Source organism: Sphingomonas sp. Root720, assembly GCF_001428605.1.
In the GTDB taxonomy this organism is placed as follows: Bacteria; Pseudomonadota; Alphaproteobacteria; order Sphingomonadales; family Sphingomonadaceae; genus Rhizorhabdus.
This window is the reverse complement of record NZ_LMID01000014.1, coordinates 62,632-79,295: the sequence shown is the minus strand read 5'-3', so window position 1 is coordinate 79,295 and position 16,664 is coordinate 62,632. Positions and strand designations below refer to the sequence as shown.

The window sequence follows — 16,664 nt, the reverse complement described above, 5'->3', positions numbered from 1 at the left end:
CGGCCCACCGGTCCGCCCATATCCCGATGCCGCCATCTGCACACTATCGCGTCTTCTCGAGGCGCACATGTTCTCCACCCGATCCGCTGATGCGGCTGGATCGGCTGCGCAATTCGACGTGGATCCTTTTCACGCGCCGTGCATCGGTGGCGCTGTCGCCGCTACCGTCGGGTGGAAACCGGTCGCGCCGCCTTTGCCTTGGCGCCAGAACGTTCGGCCAGCGTCTGGTCTATCAGGTTGAGCCAGCGGGGAACGCCGATCGTATCGCGATCGAATTTGGACATGGCGGTAACGCGCGCGCGCTTGCGCATCGGCGCATAATGATCGGGCCGACGTACCGCGTCGATCATCGCCCCGGTCAGTGCCTCGACGTCGAAGAAGTCGTTGAGAACGCCATTCTGGCCGTCGACGATCGCGTCGCGCACCGGCGCAGTATCCGAACCGAGGATCAGGCATTCCGTGGCCATGGCGTCGACCAGCGACCAGGACAGCGTGAAAGGATAGGTGTAGTAGACATGCGCTGCGCCGATCGACAGAATGTCGATCATCCGTTCATATTCGACCTGTCCCACGAAATGGACCCGTGACCGGTCCAGCCTGTCACCCAGTTCGGCGAGCATCGCCTTGCGCCACCACTGGCCATCTTCCCTGTCGCCGCCATAGCCCGTCCCATCGGCGCCCATGGCGATCACATGCGCCTCGGGCACCGCATCGAGGAAGGCTGGCAAAGCGCGCATGAAGATGTGGAAACCCCGCAGACGCTCGAAATTCCGATTTATGAAGGTGATGACCGGCGTCGAGCGGTCGAGTACCCGTCCGTCGGGCAAGGTAAAGCTCGCAGCCGGATTATGCCTCGCCCGCGACAGGTCGATTCCCTCGTGAAGGATCTTGATGCGCGGCTGAAAGATCGACGGCAATGTCGATGCCTGAAAGGGCGTAGGACTGACGATCCGATCCGCCATGACATAGGCGAGCGCCTGGGTGGCGTTCTTGCCGTTGGTACGCATCATGCGTTGCAGGCTCGGCTTTTCGAATTCGAGATCGAAATTCACGTCGCCGCCCCGGTTCGAATAATAATATTCGCCGAACAGGATGAGCTTGGCGTTCGGGAAGATCTCCTTGAGGTGCAGCGTCTCGCCCCATCCCGGATGGCCGATGATCAGGTCGGGCACGAAACCGTTCTTGCCCAGCCCGACTGCGGCCGTCGCCGCGGCCTGGGCGCGGATCAGGTCCGCCTCGGCGCGGGAAGCAGGCGGAAAAATATCCTTGGTGGAAGAGATCTTGCTTTCCCAGCGCACCACAGACACGCCGCTGCGCAGCCGTGCGGTGCTCGCGCCGATGGCGGCAACCTGGTCTCCGCGGGCGACCAGGGCGTCCGCGATGTGGAGGAACTGGCCGGGGAAATTCTGGTGGACGAATAATATACGCTTGCCCATCAGGCGACCTTCACCGCGCCTTGCGGGGTTAGTTTCGACGGAAGATAATCCGCCATCAGCTTGATGACGAGATCGCTTGCCGAATCGGCCGCTACACCGATCGCCCATAGCTCCAGGCCGTATTTGCGTATGCCGGTGGTGCGAAAACCCGCCGAACGCATCGCGGCACCGAGCGTGTTTACGGTAAAGGCCGTGCGATGGGCCATATATTCCTGGCCATTTTCGATCGCCTTCCCATGTCCGTACAGGATATCGAGCGCGCTGATCGGGCCAGCCGGGGAAATGTAGAGCGGCTCGGTCAGTTTGCCCTCCGCAACGAACCTTGCGACGGGCTGGATGTCGGGACATGTCACGACCAGAAAGCCGTCGGGCTTGAGCACGCGGCGGAACTCGCCCAGAACCTGCTTCACCTGGTGCGCATAGACGTGCTCGATATTATGCGAGGAATAGACTGCATCGACGCTGCCGTCGGCCACCGCCTCCATGTCGGTGGTCGTACCGACGATATCGGGCTCGACGCCGGGATCGATGTCGAAGCGGATTTCCCGCCAGTCCCGCTGGAAGCCGGGCGTCATCTTCTCGATCGTGGCTCTGCCACAGCCAACGTGGAGAACGTCTTTCACTGCGCGCCTCTCTGCAACGGACAGTCTCGCATAGAGAGCGCGAACGCATTGGGGAAGCCACCTACTTCAGCAACAGATCGAAACGCCGGTCGATCACCGCCTTCCCCCCGCGAAGCACGGTATAATGCGCCTGATATCGCCCCGCCGGCCATGCCGCCCCCCGGCGCTTCTTGCCGGTGAAGCTCAGCCACTGCGCCTTGTCGCGATCCAGCGGCGCTGCCCGATTTTCGGCAAGCACCGATCCATCCGGCGCGGTGAGCACGAGCTTCTGTACGTCCCTACCCTTCAGTCCGATCGCCTGGACGAAGGCGACCAGCGCGGGCGCGGACCGCGTCGGGCGCGGCTGATCCGACCCATTTTCCTGGACGGCCGGCATCGTCATCGGCCCGGTTGAAAAACCGGCGTTCAGCACCTCGCCGGCCTTGTAGGCGCCGGCCAGGCCGGCCGAGGGCGACCAGAGGCTGCGTCCCCCGTCGCACCGGCCGGGCTGGGCGCCGACGGCGAAAGGCTCGACCACCTTGCCGTTCAGGCGGACGGTGAAGTGGAGGTGCGGATATTCGGTATTGCCCGACAGGCCGACCTTGCCGATCGGGGCGCCGGCCTTCACCGCCTGGCCCGGCTTCACGGCGATGCTGCCCTTGGCCATGTGGCAATATTGGGTCTCCAGCCCGCCCGCATGACCGATCACGAGACCGTTGCCGCATTCCATGTTGGCGATCCCGGCCTTGCCCGCTTCGCGGACCGATATGTCGGCCACCCCGTCGCGCACGCGCAGCACCTTGCCGTCGGCCGCCGCCAGCACCGCCACGCCGCGACGCTGCTCGGCCATGCTCACCAGCCGGAAGTCGATCCCGCTATGCTTGTCATAGGTCCGGCTGCCACAGCGAAAATCGCTCGCGGCAGGGGAGGGATCGCGATCGACATAATTCTGGATCGCGCAATTCCGGCCCAGCTTGCAGGCGACGGGAAGGACGAGATCCGGCGCGGCAGCGCCCGCGCCGAGCAGCAAGGGCAAGCCCAAGCAGGCCAACAAGCGATATCCGGTCATCCGATCCTCCTAGCGTCGATAAGCCTCCAGCCGATCGACCAGCCCGGGAGCGCTCCGCGCGACGACGCGGCGGTCCCAGACATGGGCTTCGACCTCGGCGGCGCGCACGGCCGCTCCCTCGCGATCGTCGAGTACGGCCCGGATCGCATCGAGCCAGCCGTCCGCGTTCGCGAACAGCGCATGGCGCCCGAGCAACGCGTCGGCCCGATAGGCAGGCCCATCGCTGAGCAGCGGAAGGATACCGAGCGCCGCATAGTCGAGAGCCTTAATGTCGGACTTGCATCGGTTGAACGCATTATCGGCGAGCGGAGCCAGGCCGAGGTCGAACGGTCCCTGCCCCCGCAGCCAGCGGACGAAACGCGGATAGCTGACCGCCTCCGCCGGCGGCGCCAGCCTGCGGAGCCACGGCGCGGGCGCAAGATCGGGATCGACCCCGATCACGGTCAGGTCGAAGGCGCCTCCCCGTTCGGCATGGATCTGGTCGAGCGCAGGGCGGATCATCGCCAGGTCGGGGCCATGGGTGTGGGTACCCATGTAGAGCATCCGAACCTTTTCGGCCGCGAAGGGCCGGGGCCGGGCATGGCGCCAGTCGCGCCAGAGCCGGGGGTCGATCGCATTGGGAACGATGATGCTGCGCGGCGTCAGCGGGGCATAGGCATCGGCGAGTTCGGCCGTCGAGAACCAGGTCTCGGCGGCGGCGGCCACCGCACGGTCGAGCGCGGCGTTGAGCGGCCGATAGAGAGCATGCTCCGGATGATCCGGGCCGATCAGGGTGAAGGCGTCGTCGACGTCGACGACCAGCGCCGCGCCCATGTCGCCCAGCCGGCGGACGAGCGCGTCGACCGCCTCGATGGTCGGCAACGCGGTACGCTGGACGATGCAGACGTCGCAGTCGGGCACCGCGCCGTCGGGGCCGCCGAGCGTCAGGCGCAGCCGCCCCGCCACGCTTTCGTCGGTCAACGGCGCCACCAGCCGGATATAGGCCGAGCTCTGGGGGCCGATCGCGCCGTGCCTGGCGACGATGTGGACCGCGAGCCGATCGTCGAAATCGGGTGCCTCGGCCGGCACCGGCGACGGCAGGCCGAGGATCGCGAACGCATCGGCGACGAAGGTTCGCGCCCGGGCGTCGAAGCCGTGCTCGGCATGGACATAGTCGGCAACAAGGCGTGCGGCCGGGTCGTTGCGCGGGCGCGCGACGAGATCGTCGACGGCCGCCTTCAGTTCGGCCGGGCCCGTCACCTGGGCGACCGCATTGCCGAACACCGACGCCATCGACGGCACAGGATCGGAGACCGCCCTGCCCCCGCTGCCGACGATGTCGAACAGCCGGTTCGACAGCAGGCCGAAGGCACGCATCGACGGCCAGTGGTCGTTGAGGACCACCCCCGCGCCGGCATAGAGCGCGCCGACCGCGCGATTGTCGATATTCTTCGCCGCGATCAGATCGGCGGGCACCCGCCCGTCCCAGCCGTCGCCATAGATGACGGGCGGCCGTCCTGCGGCGATCGCCCAGCCGACGATCTCGCGGTCGACGCCGCGCGAATTGCCGACGAAGACGATGTCGGGCGCGGCCGGTGGCGGGTCGATCGGGCGGAAGCGCGCGGGATCGGTCGCCTGCAGCATCGGCACGACCGGCGGCCGGACGATATGCTCGAGCAGCGCCGCGTGCGAGCCCGACGCCGCATAGACCCGCGAATAGCGGTCATATTCGTCGAAGCCGACCTGATCGGGATGGCTGATGTTCCAGAGGAAGGCCATCTGCCCCGGGCGCGGCTCATAGGGGATCAAGCCGCGCAGCACGATCACCAGATCCTCGCTGGCGATCGCATGGCCGTGCCATTGGCCCCGGAAATCGATCCGCACGCTGTGGCCGAGCCTCTCGATCGACGCGGCGAGGCTTTCGGCGAAGTGGAAGTCGCCCCAGGCCGCCTTCTCCTCTTCGGGCGCGGCGATCTTGATCGCGACGTTGAGCGTCAGCGCCGCCGCCAGCGCGTGCGCGTCGCGGCCGGTGGGGAGACCGAGCCGGTTCTTGGTCCGCACCAGCGCCTGGAAGGCCGCGGGCTGGGTGACGGTGATCCGTCCCTGATCGCTCTTCGCGTCATGATATTCGCAGCCGACGAACGGCGCATAGCCGACCGGACGCCCCTTGGCGTAGCGGAGGATCAGGTCCCAATCGACCATCCGCCGCAAATTGGCATCGAAGGCGCCGAGCTGCTCGGTCAGCGCGCGCCGATGGCAGAAGGCGTTGAGATCGACATAATTTTCGGTGAGGCAGGCCTCCCAGTCGAAATCGTCGCCGCGATAGCCGGTGAGTTGGTTGAGTTCGTCGCGCAGCGCAATCCCCGAATAGGCCGCGTCGAGCCCTTCGGAGGTCATGAACAGCGCCATGACGTCGAGGAACCAGCTCTTCCAGCTATTGTCGCTGTCGAGATAGGCGACGATATCGCCGGTCGCCGCTTCCAGGCCCAGGTTGCGCGCCGCGCTCACCCCGCCATGCGCGCCCCTGATCAGCCTTACGCGCGGATCGACGGCGAAGGCTGCAGCGATCTCGGCGGTGCCGTCGGTCGACCCGTCGTCGACCACCAGCAGCTCGAACCTGGCATGGCTCTGCGCCAGCACCGACCGGATCGCCGCGGCGATGCGATCGGCCCGGTTCCAGGCGGGCATGACCACGCTGACCAGCGTGTCGTCGGCCTTGCGGCGGATGTCGGCGGGCAGCTCGGCCATCGCGCGCAGGAAGGCTTCCTCGCGCGCGATGTCGAAATGCCGGTAGAAGCGGCGCGGGCGTTCGTCGCTGGTTTCGTAGCGTGGGCGGCTGACCGGGATCGCCACGCGTCCCTCGCCCGCCCCGATTTCGAGGAAGTGGCGCAGCGGATCGCCGGCCACGTCGCCGTGGCTCTTGCGGTAGAAGACCCCGTCGAACAGCGGCCCGGTCGACCGGCCCTCGGCCGCGCCATGGTGGATATAATGGTGGAGCGGCAGCATTCCCGCCGCGTGCACGTCGGCATGAACGCTATTGTACCAGCCCGACGAGAAATAGAGATTGGGATCGAGCGCGTCGGCCTCCCGGCCGTGGCGGATATAGTCGATCAGCGGGTTGTGCGTGGCGATCAGCGCCGAAAGCTCGGCATCGACCGGCCCGACGCCCAGCCCGGCGGCGTCTACCAGGGTCTGGATCACAGGTTCGTGCGACGGCGCGCCGGGCGCCTGGATCAGCTCGATCCGGCCGTCCTCGACCAGCCCGACCTTGCCGCCCAGGGCAAGCGGCGCGAGCCCGAACAGCCGCTCGACCGCATGGCCGAGTGCCCCGTCGCGATCCTGGCTGGCGGGACCGGCCGCCCCGAAATCGGCGAGCGCGGCGACCTTTTCGAGCAGCGCACGACGCGCCCAGAAGAAGGTCCCGGCGAAGAAGCCCCAATCGGCCGGCGGATAGGCCGGCGCCACCAGGCGCGGCGCGAGATCCGACAACAGCTCGGCATTGCGGAACAGATGGCTGGCGACCGACTTGTAGAGCGGCTTCGGCCCCAGCAGCGACAGGTCGGCATTCTCGTCGAACGCCGCGACGATGTCGGCGACCAGCCGTCCGTCCGCGATCATCCCGTCATAGGCGAGCTGGCGCCATTCGGGAGCGTAACCCGATCCGCCCTTCTTGCTGTGAAGCTTGCCGACCAGATCATAGCCGCGCTCCGCCAGCAACGGCAGCAGCTCGAACAACGGGCCGATGTCCCAGCCGCGGTTGGCGACGGGGACGATCTCGGCCTTGCGCGGCAGCCGGCCGAGCGCGGCGAGGACGGTCTCGTCGAGGGGGACGCTGTGCGTGACGAAGACGTCGACCGGCGCGCCGGCCGCGGCCACCCGGTCGATCAGCTCGACCGCGACCTCGGGATAGAAGAGATGGAGGACGAGCGCGGCCTTCACCGGGCGCCTCCCGCCGCGATTCGCCGCGCCATCTGGCGCGCGTAGAAGCCCGTGTCGAACAGCGGGTTGGGGTTATGGCCCCGAGGCGCGCCGAGCGTCAGATAATGCTCGACCGGATCGAGCCCGCTATCGGCCGCATCGGGATAGGTGGCGAGATACCAGACCTCGTCGAACATCCCGCTGGCGCGGATCATCGCCACCGCCTCGGCCTGTTCCGGGGTGGGCGCGGGCATCGACGGGCGCGGCGCCACGGACACGGGCTGCGGCTCCGCGGCAACCGGTTCGGCCTCGACCGAAGCGGTGCGGCGATGGCGCAGCTCGTCATGGATGATATCGTCGGCCAGCCAAGGCATCGCATCCAGCCGCGCATAGGTCTCATCGAGCGCCGCGCGCGTTTCGGCATCATCCCGGCCGACCAGCGCCTCGAGCCCGTCGCGCACCGCCTGGACGATGCCGGCGAGCGGCTGTTCGAGGCCGGCCGAACGCGCGTCGCCATGATGGCGCAGCGCGGGATCGAGAAAGGCGCCGATCGCCGCCGCCGTCAGGCCTTCGGGCATCGCCCCGCCGGTCAGCGGCAGCAGGCGGCGCGCGGCATCGCGCCAGTCGGCGAGCATCGCGTCGAAGCCGATCACCGCGCGCATCAGCCCGCGGCTCGCCCGCTCCGCCTCGATCATATGCCGCAGCCAGAGCAGGTGGGCGAAGGCCGGCGTCGTCCCGTCCCGGCTGGCGATCGACCGGGCGACCGCCTGTGGGCTGCGCAGCATCAGCACCGCGCGGCTCGCGACGCCATGTTCGGCGAGCGTCTCGACGACGGTCGGTACGAAGCGGCACTGGCGCGGGTCCTTGACGGCCATCAGCGGGGCCTCTCCGAAGGCCGCCGTCACCGCTTCCCAGATCCGGTCCTTGCGCGAGCGCAGCGCCGAAGGGTCGAGCCGGGACAGGTCGAGCGGCCGCGGATCGAACCAGCTCGACCGCGCGACGCGCAGCAGTTGATCGTCGGCCTTCACGATCGCCGCCGACTCCCAATAGCCGCGGGCATTGTCGGCATGCGCGTCGATGGCGTCGGTGGGAAGCGCCGCGCCGAGATAGCCCAGGAGCCGCGCGAGCGCCGAGGTGCCGCTGCGGTGCATGCCGAGCACAAGGATCGCGATACGCGCTTGCCGGGTTTCGGGCGGCCCCAATCTCGTCTCCGTTACGGTCGCGGCAGACGGTTAGCGGCTCGGATGGGAAAAGGACAGTACCCAACCCTCTCATCGTCGTTCCCAAAGGCGGGAATCCATCAGGCTGCGGGGTCGATCCTCTCATGGTCTGGAGTTCGTTCGCCGGTGGATTCCCGCCTTCGCCGGAATGACGATATTGGAAAGGATGCGCTCGAGGCTGGTCCTCGCCCATCGATAGCGATAGGCAGGCGCCATGCAGGACCCATCGCGGCTCGAACCGGCGACCGACGAAAATTTCGTCGAGCAACTCTACCTCGCCGCCAATCCCGACGTCGCGCGCCATGTCGCGGCGGGCGGCGATGCGTGGAAGCATTTCGAACGCCACGGCCGCAAGGAAGGCCGCAAGCAACTGACGCGCGCGGCCGCCGGCCTGCCGGGCACGCGGGCGGAGGCCAAATATGCGCGCTTCGCGCCGATCCTCGACGCCTCGCGCGGCGCTGGCGGCGCTTTCGCCTTCCTCGCCGCCCCCGACAGCTTCCCGGTCGGTTATGGTGCCACCGCGCACGACCTGGGCGACTATGACGCCGAATCCGCCAATCCGGGCCTCGGCGATTTCGTCGAGACGGTGCGCGCCAATCCGGACAGGCTCTACCTCGACGTCGGCTGCGGCCGGCGCAGCCGGACCTTCGACAATTGCCTCTATCTGGAGGTCTATCCCTCGGTCAGCGCCGACCTCGTGATCGAACCCGCCTGCCGCTATCCGATCGCCGACGCCTCGCTCGACGGCATCGGCTGCTTCGCGGTGATGGAGCATATGGCCGAACCGTGGATCGCCGCCGCGGATTTCGCGCGAATGCTGAAGCCCGGCGGGATGCTGTTCATCGACTATCCCTTCCTGGTACCGGTCCACGGCTATCCGTCGCATTATTACAACGCGACGCGCGAAGGCCTCGCCCGGCTGTTCGACGACGGCTTCGAGCGGGTGAAGCTGACGACCGAGGGCAACCAGACCCCCGACCATGCGCTCCACTGGCAGCTCAACGGCCTCGCCGAGGCGCTGACCGACGACGCGGTGCGCGACGCGCTGAAGGCGATGAGCGTCGCCGAGCTGATGGCCGAGCCGCCCGGCGGCCCCTTCTGGCAACGGGTGATGGCGGCGACGCCGGAAAAGGCCCGCAGCATGTTCGCCGCGGGCAACACGCTGATCGCGCGAAAGCTCTGATCCCCGTCAGTCGCCGTCCGGATCGAGCAGCGCCTCGTCGCACATCACCCGCACCCATTCGCGGGCGGCGGCGAGCGTCTCGTCGCCCGCCCCGGTGGCAGCCGGTGCTGGCGCGGGCGCCGGCAGGTCGAGTCCCGCGGCATGGCGCAGGAAGACCGACATGACCTGGGCGACGCCTTCCTCGGTCACGTTGCGCATGTCCTCGGCGAAATAGCGCGCCGCTGCGGGCGCTCCCATGATGATCTCATAGGAGGGGAAGTAGAAGACGCCGTCATGGTCCTCGGCGATCTCCTGCGCCGCCGCGCGCAGCACCGACTTGGAATAGGTGGTGGCGGCGAGCACGTGATTGCCGCTGGCGGTCGCGACCAGCGGGACGGGCGAGACGGTCAGGATGATCCGCGCGCCCGGATTGACGCCGCGCAACCGCGCGACGAACGCCGAGAGGTCGGCGGTGACCTCCCCCACCCGGAAATTGCGAAAGAGGTGACGAGCCGGGTCGAACGCCCCGCCTGACACGCCCGGGCAGATCGGAAAGATCGCGCCGTCGATCGTCGATTCCCATCCCTCGGTCAGGCCGAGGGTGAAGACGAAGATGTCGAGCGTCTCGAACATCTCCCGCACCCGGGCGAGGTGGTGCGCCCGGTCGGCGCGCAGCTCCGCCTCGCCGGCATAGCCCTGCGGCTCGATCGTCGGGCGGAAGGGATCGACGACGCGGTCGCCGCCGGGGGCGAGCCAGATATCCTCGGCCGGAGCGAAGTCGCCATAGGCCCGGTCGAACAGCTGGAGCAATTGCCGCGCGGTGTAGATGTTGCCGTAGCGCGCGCTGTAGAGGCCGTAGCCGTGCCGCTCCGCCACGTCCGCCGAGACGATCGGATGCGCGGTCTCGGTAACCAGAAAATCGAACCCGCTGCGCTTCAGGTAACGCGCGATGTTCTGGGCGAAGCAGCTTCCCGCCGTCGCCACCCGGTCGTCGCGGCCAAGCGTCAGGAAGCCTCCGGCCAGCGGATCGATCGCCGGACCCTGCCCCGCCACCGCGCGGCGCCAAAAGGCGCTGTCGGGCAGGCTGCGATAGGGATGGTCGCTCGGGCGATCGGTCACAGGGCCTCCAACGCGCGGATCACCGCCTCGCCATAGGCCCGATTGCCATGGGTCGCATCCCCGGCGAACTCGGGACGGAGAAAACCCTGGGCGTCCCGCGTCTCGGGCGGGACAGGCAGGAAGCGCAGGCCGAGACCGGCGCAATAGCCCGCGACGATCCGCGAATGGAGCCGCCAAATCTTGTAGCGCAACCCCGCCGGGGCGACGCCCAGCTCGGCGATGCCGCGGCCGCGGAAAAAAGCGTCGGCCTGTTCGGCGATGACCGCGCCGTCGGCGAGCGGCGGCGGTGATTCGAGCTGGACGGCCTCGCCGCCCAGCCGGCGGATCTCCCGCAGGCGGATGCGGTCGCGATCCAGCCCCGCTTCCAGCGCGGCGCGTACCAGGGCCTCGGTGATCGGCTCCGCTTCGGGGTCGAGCGGTGGGCCGTCCTCTTCCGACAGCAGGAAATCATAGGGGCGCGGGTGGCGGATCAGCGCGAAGCCATTGTGGACATTGCCGCCGCTGGCGGAGGCGACGAGCGGCGCGTGCCGGCCGATCTGCTCGCGGATCGTATCGGCGAGCGCGGGGGTGAAGCGGGCATCGTCGCCCTCGCCCTCGATCTCGGGCGCATATTGCGGCTCGATCGTGTGGATGACGCGGGTGCGCGGACGATCGGGATCGGCCTCCCGCCGCGCCTTAGCCGCCGCGCGCACCGCCGCGACATGGCTCTGCCCGATGACGAGGATCGCGCGGCTCATGGCGCGACCGGCACCCGCGCGATCGCCGAATCGCCGTCGAACGTGCCGATCACGATCTCGGCCTCCGCGCCGTCCAGCCGCTCCAGCGGCACCGCGAGCGAGAAGCCATGGCGCCCGTCGCCAATGCCATGCGCGACAAGGTCGGGCCGGTCGCTGTCGGCCACGGCGATCCCGAGCGAACGGCCGTCCGCGCGCGCCTCGATCGCGACCTGAGCCCCCGGCCAGTCGGGCGCATGGGCCCAGCCACCGAACAGCACCGCTTCGCCCTCGCGGCGCACCCCGTCGAGATGGCCGATGACGACCGGTGGATCGACCGAAGCCGGCGGCGCGGGCGCGGGCCGGCCCGGTACCACCGCCGGTTCGCTCGCCCCGAGTCGGATCGGCCGGATCATCGTCCGCTCATGGAACATCGCCACCACCAGGCCGAGCATGCCGATCCCGTCGAAATAATCCAGCCGCCGATGATGCAGCCGATCGATCAGGGCGTCGCGATCGACCGTTTCCCACAGGGTCAGGTCGTCGCGCGCCATCGCCTCGGCGGCGATCGCGGCGCGGATCCCGGGGTTGTGGTTGATCGAGAATTGCCAGTTGCCGAAGGTCGGCGGTGCCCCCGCGCCCGGCAGGATCGGTGCGGCCCGCGGCATGTCCTCCCCCAGCGCGGGGTCCCAGCTCTGCATCGCGAAGGCCGGCGCCAGCAGCGCGGGGGCGCAGCGGCGGATGATCTCATAGTGGAGCAGCTCGCGCTTGCGCTCCTCGGGCGTGAGGCGAAAGGCGAGCCGCAGCAGCGCGGGCGCGCCGAGCGGGACGACCGGCTGGCGCTCGAACGACTTGATCGCACGGATCGCGCCCAGCCAGTTGGGCAGCCGGTTGCGATAATAGAAGATGTCGGGGAGGTCGGCTTCGGCGGCGCCCGCCGCGCGCGCCGCGTCCATCTGCGCCGACAGCTGCGCCTTCATCGCCGCACATGCCTCCGGGCGCAGCAACCCCATCGGATCGAACGGCGCCTGCAACCGCACCATCGCGACGGGATCGAGCGGCCCGGGCGGCAGCGGTTTCTTCGAATAGGCCTTGAGCACCTCGCCCATATGGCCGGTGATCAGCGTCCCGGTGCCGAGGCGTTCGCCCAGGATCAGGTCCCAGCCCCCGACCATGCCGTCGGTCTGCCAGGTCTGCGCCATCAGCCTGTCGAAGAAGCGCTCGCGGGTCCAGTGCGCGGCCTCATCGCTGCCGTGCGGCGCCTCGCGCCGGTGCGGCAGTCCGAGCGCCGCGGCGATGCCGGCGCCGGCGACAACATCGGGATGGCCGTCATAGCCACGCGTGAACAGGCACAGCCGGTCGCGCAGCCCGGCGGCGAGGCAGAGCGCCAGGATTACCCGGCTGTCCTTGCCGCCGGTGATCGGCAGGTCGATCGGTCCGTCGGACGCGATGCCGAGCGCGATCGCCGCCTGCGCCTGGGCAATGCCTTCGTCGAGCAGCGGATCGAGCGCCGCCGAGAAGCCGCGCGGCCCATCGAATCGGATGACGGGATCCGCGATAGCGGCGACGGTCGTGCCCCGCGGCCCGATGCCGATGCGATGCTCCTGGGCGAGCTGGGTGACCGCGCGATAGGCGGTGGCGGTGCCGACCCGGTAGCCGATCGCGACCAGCCAGCGCAGTCCTGCCGGATCGGGCGTCCAGTCGTCGAGCACCGTCGCCACCAGTCCGGCGCGATTGGCCAGCACCGCTTCGCCGCCCGCGCCGTGGAAGATCTGGTGCAGTCCTGCCCGGTCGGAAAAGGCATCGAGCGTGCCGTCCGGATAGAGGCGTGCCACGGCATATTCGCCGGTGACGTCGCTCGGCAGCTCCGCCCCCGGCCGGTCGAGAAGTCCGGCCACGGCGTGCGCATCGAGCAGCACGGGACGTCGGTCGACGGTGCGCCAGATCAATCCATGGATGACGCAGGCGCCCCGGCCGGCCTCCTGCCAGAACTGCGCCTCGGGTGCGTAGAAATGGGTGCGCGTCGCATAGGCGGCGAACCGCCAGTCGCCCGCGACGTCGGGCTGCCGGCCCGCCATCACCCGGTCGCGAACGACATGCGCCTCCGCCCGGAGCAGCCCATGGAGCCGCTCGGCCGGATATCCCTTCGCCGCCGCTTCCCGCCAGAAAACAAACAAGGCCATCGACCCGAGCCTTAACCGGATCGGTGGCAGGAGGGAATCGCCGATCGAACGAACGTCCGCGGCCTGCGGTGACGATGAAGCTGGATGGGAATGCGCCGGGGCCAGAAAGTGAATAACCCGGCTTTATGGGCCGGGCTATTCGCTGGAGGATTCTGACTAATGACTTGTCTGGTTTAGCCCATCGGCCCGACAAAGCAAGCCGAAAGAGCAGTAGAGGACAAACTTTCGTCTAATCTGTTGGGATTTAATAAGCCCATGAAATCGAAGTAGAAATTGACGAAGCGCCACAGGCGAACGGCAGAACGCTTCCGGCAGGTGCCGCGACCGGGCAAACGACTCGATCGTCGGGCGAACGGCCACGGATAGAAAACCGTCGCTTCTTCCCGCGCCGTCTTGATCGTCGCATCGCAAGAGATGGTGCGGGCGGTCGGGCTCGAACCGACACTCCTTGCGGAACCGGATTTTGAGTCCGGCGCGTCTACCAATTTCACCACGCCCGCATGGCGACCGGCCCGAACGGGCGGTCATCGATAATCGAGGCTATAGAGAGGCCGCCCGCCGATTTCCAGCGGGATTGTCCGCTTGGCGGGCCCGCGTTCAGCGGGTGACGATGGGGTGCTCGGCCCGGACGCCATCGCACAGCCGCTCGATCGCGGCATTCTCGCGAATCGAGCCCGACGGCGTCACCGCCCAGTTGCAATGCGGATGGGTCGCGACGTCATAGACGCGCACAGGGCCGACCGCGCCCCGCCAGGCGCGGCCGCTGCCGCCATGCGCGCGGACCAGCCGGTTGACCAGCAACGCCTGAAGCTGATGAGCCGTCACGCGGCCGGGTTCCGCACCGCGAGCGGAAGGTGCGGCGGAGAGGCGGTGTCCTTCGGCGGGATCGGAAAGGGGTCGTACAGGGGAACGGCTTTCGGCGGCAGTCGATCGTGCAGCGCTACCCAGTTCGACGCCGACTCGTCAAATCGAAGCATCGCCGCCGCGCAGGATCCGTTCGAAGAAGGGCTTGGCCGTTTCGACATGCGGCGACCAGGCATGGACCGCTCCGGCTATCAGCTCGAGCCGCGAGGCCATGCCGACCCCTTCATAATCGTCCTGAAGCAGCCGGGCCCGGTCGAGCCGGGTGCGGCCATAGGCGACGTAGGCCGGCGCATCCATCGCCATCTCCTCCGCCGAATAGATGTCGCAGTCGAGCCGGTCCTCGGTGCCGCACTGGATCTGGACCGGCACCCGGCGCAACGCGGTCCAGTCGACCGGTTTGCCGAAGACCCGCTCGAAGTCGCCGAGGCCGCTCCACCAGCCCCGGACGGTCGATGGCGACGTCACGTAGCTGGGGGCGCCCAGCGCGACGGCGGTCAGCCGGCCGGGATCGACATAGAGCAGCCGCTGCGCGAACTGCGCGCCGCCCGAGAAGCCGAACAGCAGGATATCGGAGAAGCGGGTGCGGACGGCCGCCGAGAGCTCCTCGACCATCGCCCAGACGACCTGATCGTAGCGCAGCCGGTCGCCAACGAGCTGCTTATATTCCTCGTCGGGCACCGACGTGTCGAGGTCCATCGGAAAAAGCGGTGCGAGCACGAAGCAGCCCAGCCGCTCGGCAAAGGCGGCGAAGCCGTCGCGCAGGTCCTTGGCGTTGCGACTCGAGCCATGGACCGCGACGATCAGCGGCGCTTCTCCTCGTCCCTCGGCCATGTGCGCCACCGGTATATAGGGGAAATGGCAGAAGGCCGGGAAGGCGCGGCAGCCGACCGCGGCCAGCGCCCCGGCAATCGGCTGCATCCGCGTCCGCGACAGCGGCGTTTCGGGATAGATGGCGCGCAGGACGTCCGGCGTCTGCCAGGCCCGCATTGCCGGCGTGAGCCGCGAGAGCAGCGCCGCCGACAGTTGATAGGGCGCGAGGAAGCCATGGTCGCCATGGAGCAGCTCGCGCGCCATCGCGTCGGGGATGCGATCGGCAAATCCGGCGAGCGCGTCGCCCAGCAGCGTCCGCAAGCGGTCGCGATCGGCGGATGGCGGTGGCGGGATGGCGGTTGCGGGATCGTCCAAGCTCTTTCTCCATGCCATAGCGGCCCCCCGGATATGGGCAGGGTAGATGGTATCACCCTGGCTGATGACGGTAGCTTGCAAAAGATCGCGGGCCAAGAAATAGTATCACCCAGGCTGACACGGGGGAGAGAATGCCGTGACGATCGACCGCGCCCGACGCGTCCTCATCGCAATCCCGTTGGCATCGCTGCTCGCGGCCTGCGTACCGGTGGCGCGACCCGCCGATGCACCGACCCCGTCGCCGCTCGCGGTGCGCGGCAGCCTGGCGACGGTGGAGATCGCACCGGTGTTGCTGGCCGCCCGCGACCATTTCCCGGCCGGGGCAGAGGTCCGCAACGGCGGCATTCCCAATCTCGTCGGCGCCGCACCGGTGGCCGGCCTCGGCGATGGAGGCGCCGCCGACCTCGCGACTCATGCCGAGACCCAGGCGCTGCGCTATTCGGTCGCGCATCCCGACATCCGCATCATCCTGACCGTCACCGAGGGCTTCTACCGGATCGTGGCGCGGCGATCGGCCGGGATCGCGAGCGTCGCGGACCTGAAGGGCAAGCGAATCGCCGCGCTCCAGACGACCTCCTCGGGTTATTTCCTCGCCCGGATGCTGGCGAGCGCCGGCCTTGGCCCCGATGACGTCGAGGTCGTTCGCATCTCCCCGATCGAGGAGATGGCTAAGGCGCTGGCCGAGCGGAAGGTCGATGCGGTGGCGATCTGGGAACCCCATGCCGACAACGCCGCCCGCGCGCTCGGCGCGGATGCGATCGAACTGAGCGGCGCGGGCCTCTACCGGGAAATGTTCAACCTCAACAGCACCGCCGCCGCCCTCGCCGATCCCGCGAAGCGCGCGCGCATCGTCGGCTTCGTCCGTGCGGTGATCGCCGCCGCCGCCGCGATCGAAGCCGACCCTCGCGCGGCCCAGGCGCTGGTCGCCGGGACGGGCGGATTCACTCCGGACGAAGTGACACGATCCTGGCCGCATCTCGCCTTCCCCGCGTCGCTGCCGAGCGACCTGATCGACATCCTGGCCGAAGAGGAGAAATGGCTTGCCGTGCAGGAGCGGCGACCGCCGCGCAGCCGGGCGGAACTGGCGAAGCTGATCGATGCGAGCGTGCTGGAGGAAGCGCTGGCAGCGCCCGATTGAGATACCGATATTGTCATCCGGCACGGGGGGCATGAGCCATGCCGTAACGGCGGCGGAAGTGAATTCACCCAGTCAT

11 protein-coding genes, 1 tRNA gene and 1 pseudogene are annotated in these 16,664 nt (G+C 68.5%); 2 read left to right on the top strand and 11 right to left on the bottom strand.

The genetic code is table 11. From position 1 onward, the window contains the following. Positions 1-161: 161 nt before the first annotated feature. From ASE22_RS21180 to ASE22_RS21160, 5 genes and pseudogenes are all read right to left on the bottom strand, one after another. Complete coding sequence (locus ASE22_RS21180) at positions 162-1,436, bottom strand: glycosyltransferase (RefSeq protein WP_056364335.1); 1,275 nt, start codon at positions 1,434-1,436, stop codon at positions 162-164. Beyond that, positions 1,436-2,092, bottom strand: a pseudogene (locus tag ASE22_RS21175) (class I SAM-dependent methyltransferase); the annotation flags it as partial. The gene ASE22_RS21180 and the pseudogene ASE22_RS21175, both read right to left, overlap by 1 nt. 28 nt (positions 2,093-2,120) lie before the next feature. Then, positions 2,121-3,107, bottom strand: coding sequence for a M23 family metallopeptidase (locus ASE22_RS21170; RefSeq protein ID WP_056364333.1), 987 nt, complete (start codon positions 3,105-3,107; stop codon positions 2,121-2,123). Positions 3,108-3,116: 9 nt separating this feature from the next. Continuing rightward, positions 3,117-7,025, bottom strand: coding sequence for a glycosyltransferase (locus ASE22_RS21165; protein ID WP_056364331.1), 3,909 nt, complete (start codon positions 7,023-7,025; stop codon positions 3,117-3,119). After that, the gene (locus ASE22_RS21160) at positions 7,022-8,206 is read right to left on the bottom strand and encodes a sulfotransferase family protein (RefSeq protein WP_056364329.1); all 1,185 of its coding nucleotides are present in this window, start codon (positions 8,204-8,206) and stop codon (positions 7,022-7,024) included. Before ASE22_RS21160 ends, ASE22_RS21165 begins: the two co-directional genes overlap by 4 nt. Positions 8,207-8,438: 232 nt before the next feature. Here ASE22_RS21160 and ASE22_RS21155 point away from each other — a divergent pair, with 232 nt between their 5' ends. Beyond that, positions 8,439-9,407, top strand: a complete 969-nt coding sequence (locus tag ASE22_RS21155; RefSeq protein ID WP_056364327.1) for a class I SAM-dependent methyltransferase — start codon at positions 8,439-8,441, stop codon at positions 9,405-9,407. Positions 9,408-9,413: 6 nt separating this feature from the next. On the opposite strand, the gene ASE22_RS21150 is transcribed toward ASE22_RS21155, so the two are convergent. The 6 genes from ASE22_RS21150 to ASE22_RS21125 all read right to left on the bottom strand — a co-directional run bounded on the left by ASE22_RS21150 (position 9,414) and on the right by ASE22_RS21125 (position 15,450). Beyond that, positions 9,414-10,505, bottom strand: a complete 1,092-nt coding sequence (locus ASE22_RS21150; protein ID WP_056364325.1) for a GSCFA domain-containing protein — start codon at positions 10,503-10,505, stop codon at positions 9,414-9,416. Next, positions 10,502-11,242, bottom strand: coding sequence for a hypothetical protein (locus ASE22_RS21145; RefSeq protein WP_056364323.1), 741 nt, complete (start codon positions 11,240-11,242; stop codon positions 10,502-10,504). Before ASE22_RS21145 ends, ASE22_RS21150 begins: the two co-directional genes overlap by 4 nt. Next, positions 11,239-13,401: a hypothetical protein gene (locus ASE22_RS21140; protein ID WP_056364321.1), complete on the bottom strand. Its 2,163-nt coding sequence runs from the start codon at positions 13,399-13,401 to the stop codon at positions 11,239-11,241. Before ASE22_RS21140 ends, ASE22_RS21145 begins: the two co-directional genes overlap by 4 nt. 415 nt (positions 13,402-13,816) lie before the next feature. After that, positions 13,817-13,901, bottom strand: a tRNA-Leu gene (locus tag ASE22_RS21135). Positions 13,902-13,998: 97 nt separating this feature from the next. Continuing rightward, positions 13,999-14,226, bottom strand: a complete 228-nt coding sequence (locus ASE22_RS21130) for a hypothetical protein (RefSeq protein WP_056364319.1) — start codon at positions 14,224-14,226, stop codon at positions 13,999-14,001. Positions 14,227-14,364: 138 nt separating this feature from the next. Continuing rightward, the gene (locus ASE22_RS21125; RefSeq protein ID WP_056364317.1) at positions 14,365-15,450 is read right to left on the bottom strand and encodes a hypothetical protein; all 1,086 of its coding nucleotides are present in this window, start codon (positions 15,448-15,450) and stop codon (positions 14,365-14,367) included. 178 nt (positions 15,451-15,628) lie between these two features. Here ASE22_RS21125 and ASE22_RS21120 point away from each other — a divergent pair, with 178 nt between their 5' ends. Further along, positions 15,629-16,588: an ABC transporter substrate-binding protein gene (locus ASE22_RS21120; protein ID WP_235538187.1), complete on the top strand. Its 960-nt coding sequence runs from the start codon at positions 15,629-15,631 to the stop codon at positions 16,586-16,588. Positions 16,589-16,664: the final 76 nt, after the last annotated feature.

What these genes read in the sequence shown, in the direction of transcription:
- ASE22_RS21180 (WP_056364335.1), bottom strand. Translation starts at nt 1,436, where the DNA reads ATGGGCAAGCGTATATTATTCGTCCACCAGAATTTCCCCGGCCAGTTC.
- ASE22_RS21170 (WP_056364333.1), bottom strand. Translation starts at nt 3,107, where the DNA reads ATGACCGGATATCGCTTGTTGGCCTGCTTGGGCTTGCCCTTGCTGCTC.
- ASE22_RS21155 (WP_056364327.1), top strand. Translation starts at nt 8,439, where the DNA reads ATGCAGGACCCATCGCGGCTCGAACCGGCGACCGACGAAAATTTCGTC.
- ASE22_RS21145 (WP_056364323.1), bottom strand. Translation starts at nt 11,242, where the DNA reads ATGAGCCGCGCGATCCTCGTCATCGGGCAGAGCCATGTCGCGGCGGTG.
- ASE22_RS21140 (WP_056364321.1), bottom strand. Translation starts at nt 13,401, where the DNA reads ATGGCCTTGTTTGTTTTCTGGCGGGAAGCGGCGGCGAAGGGATATCCG.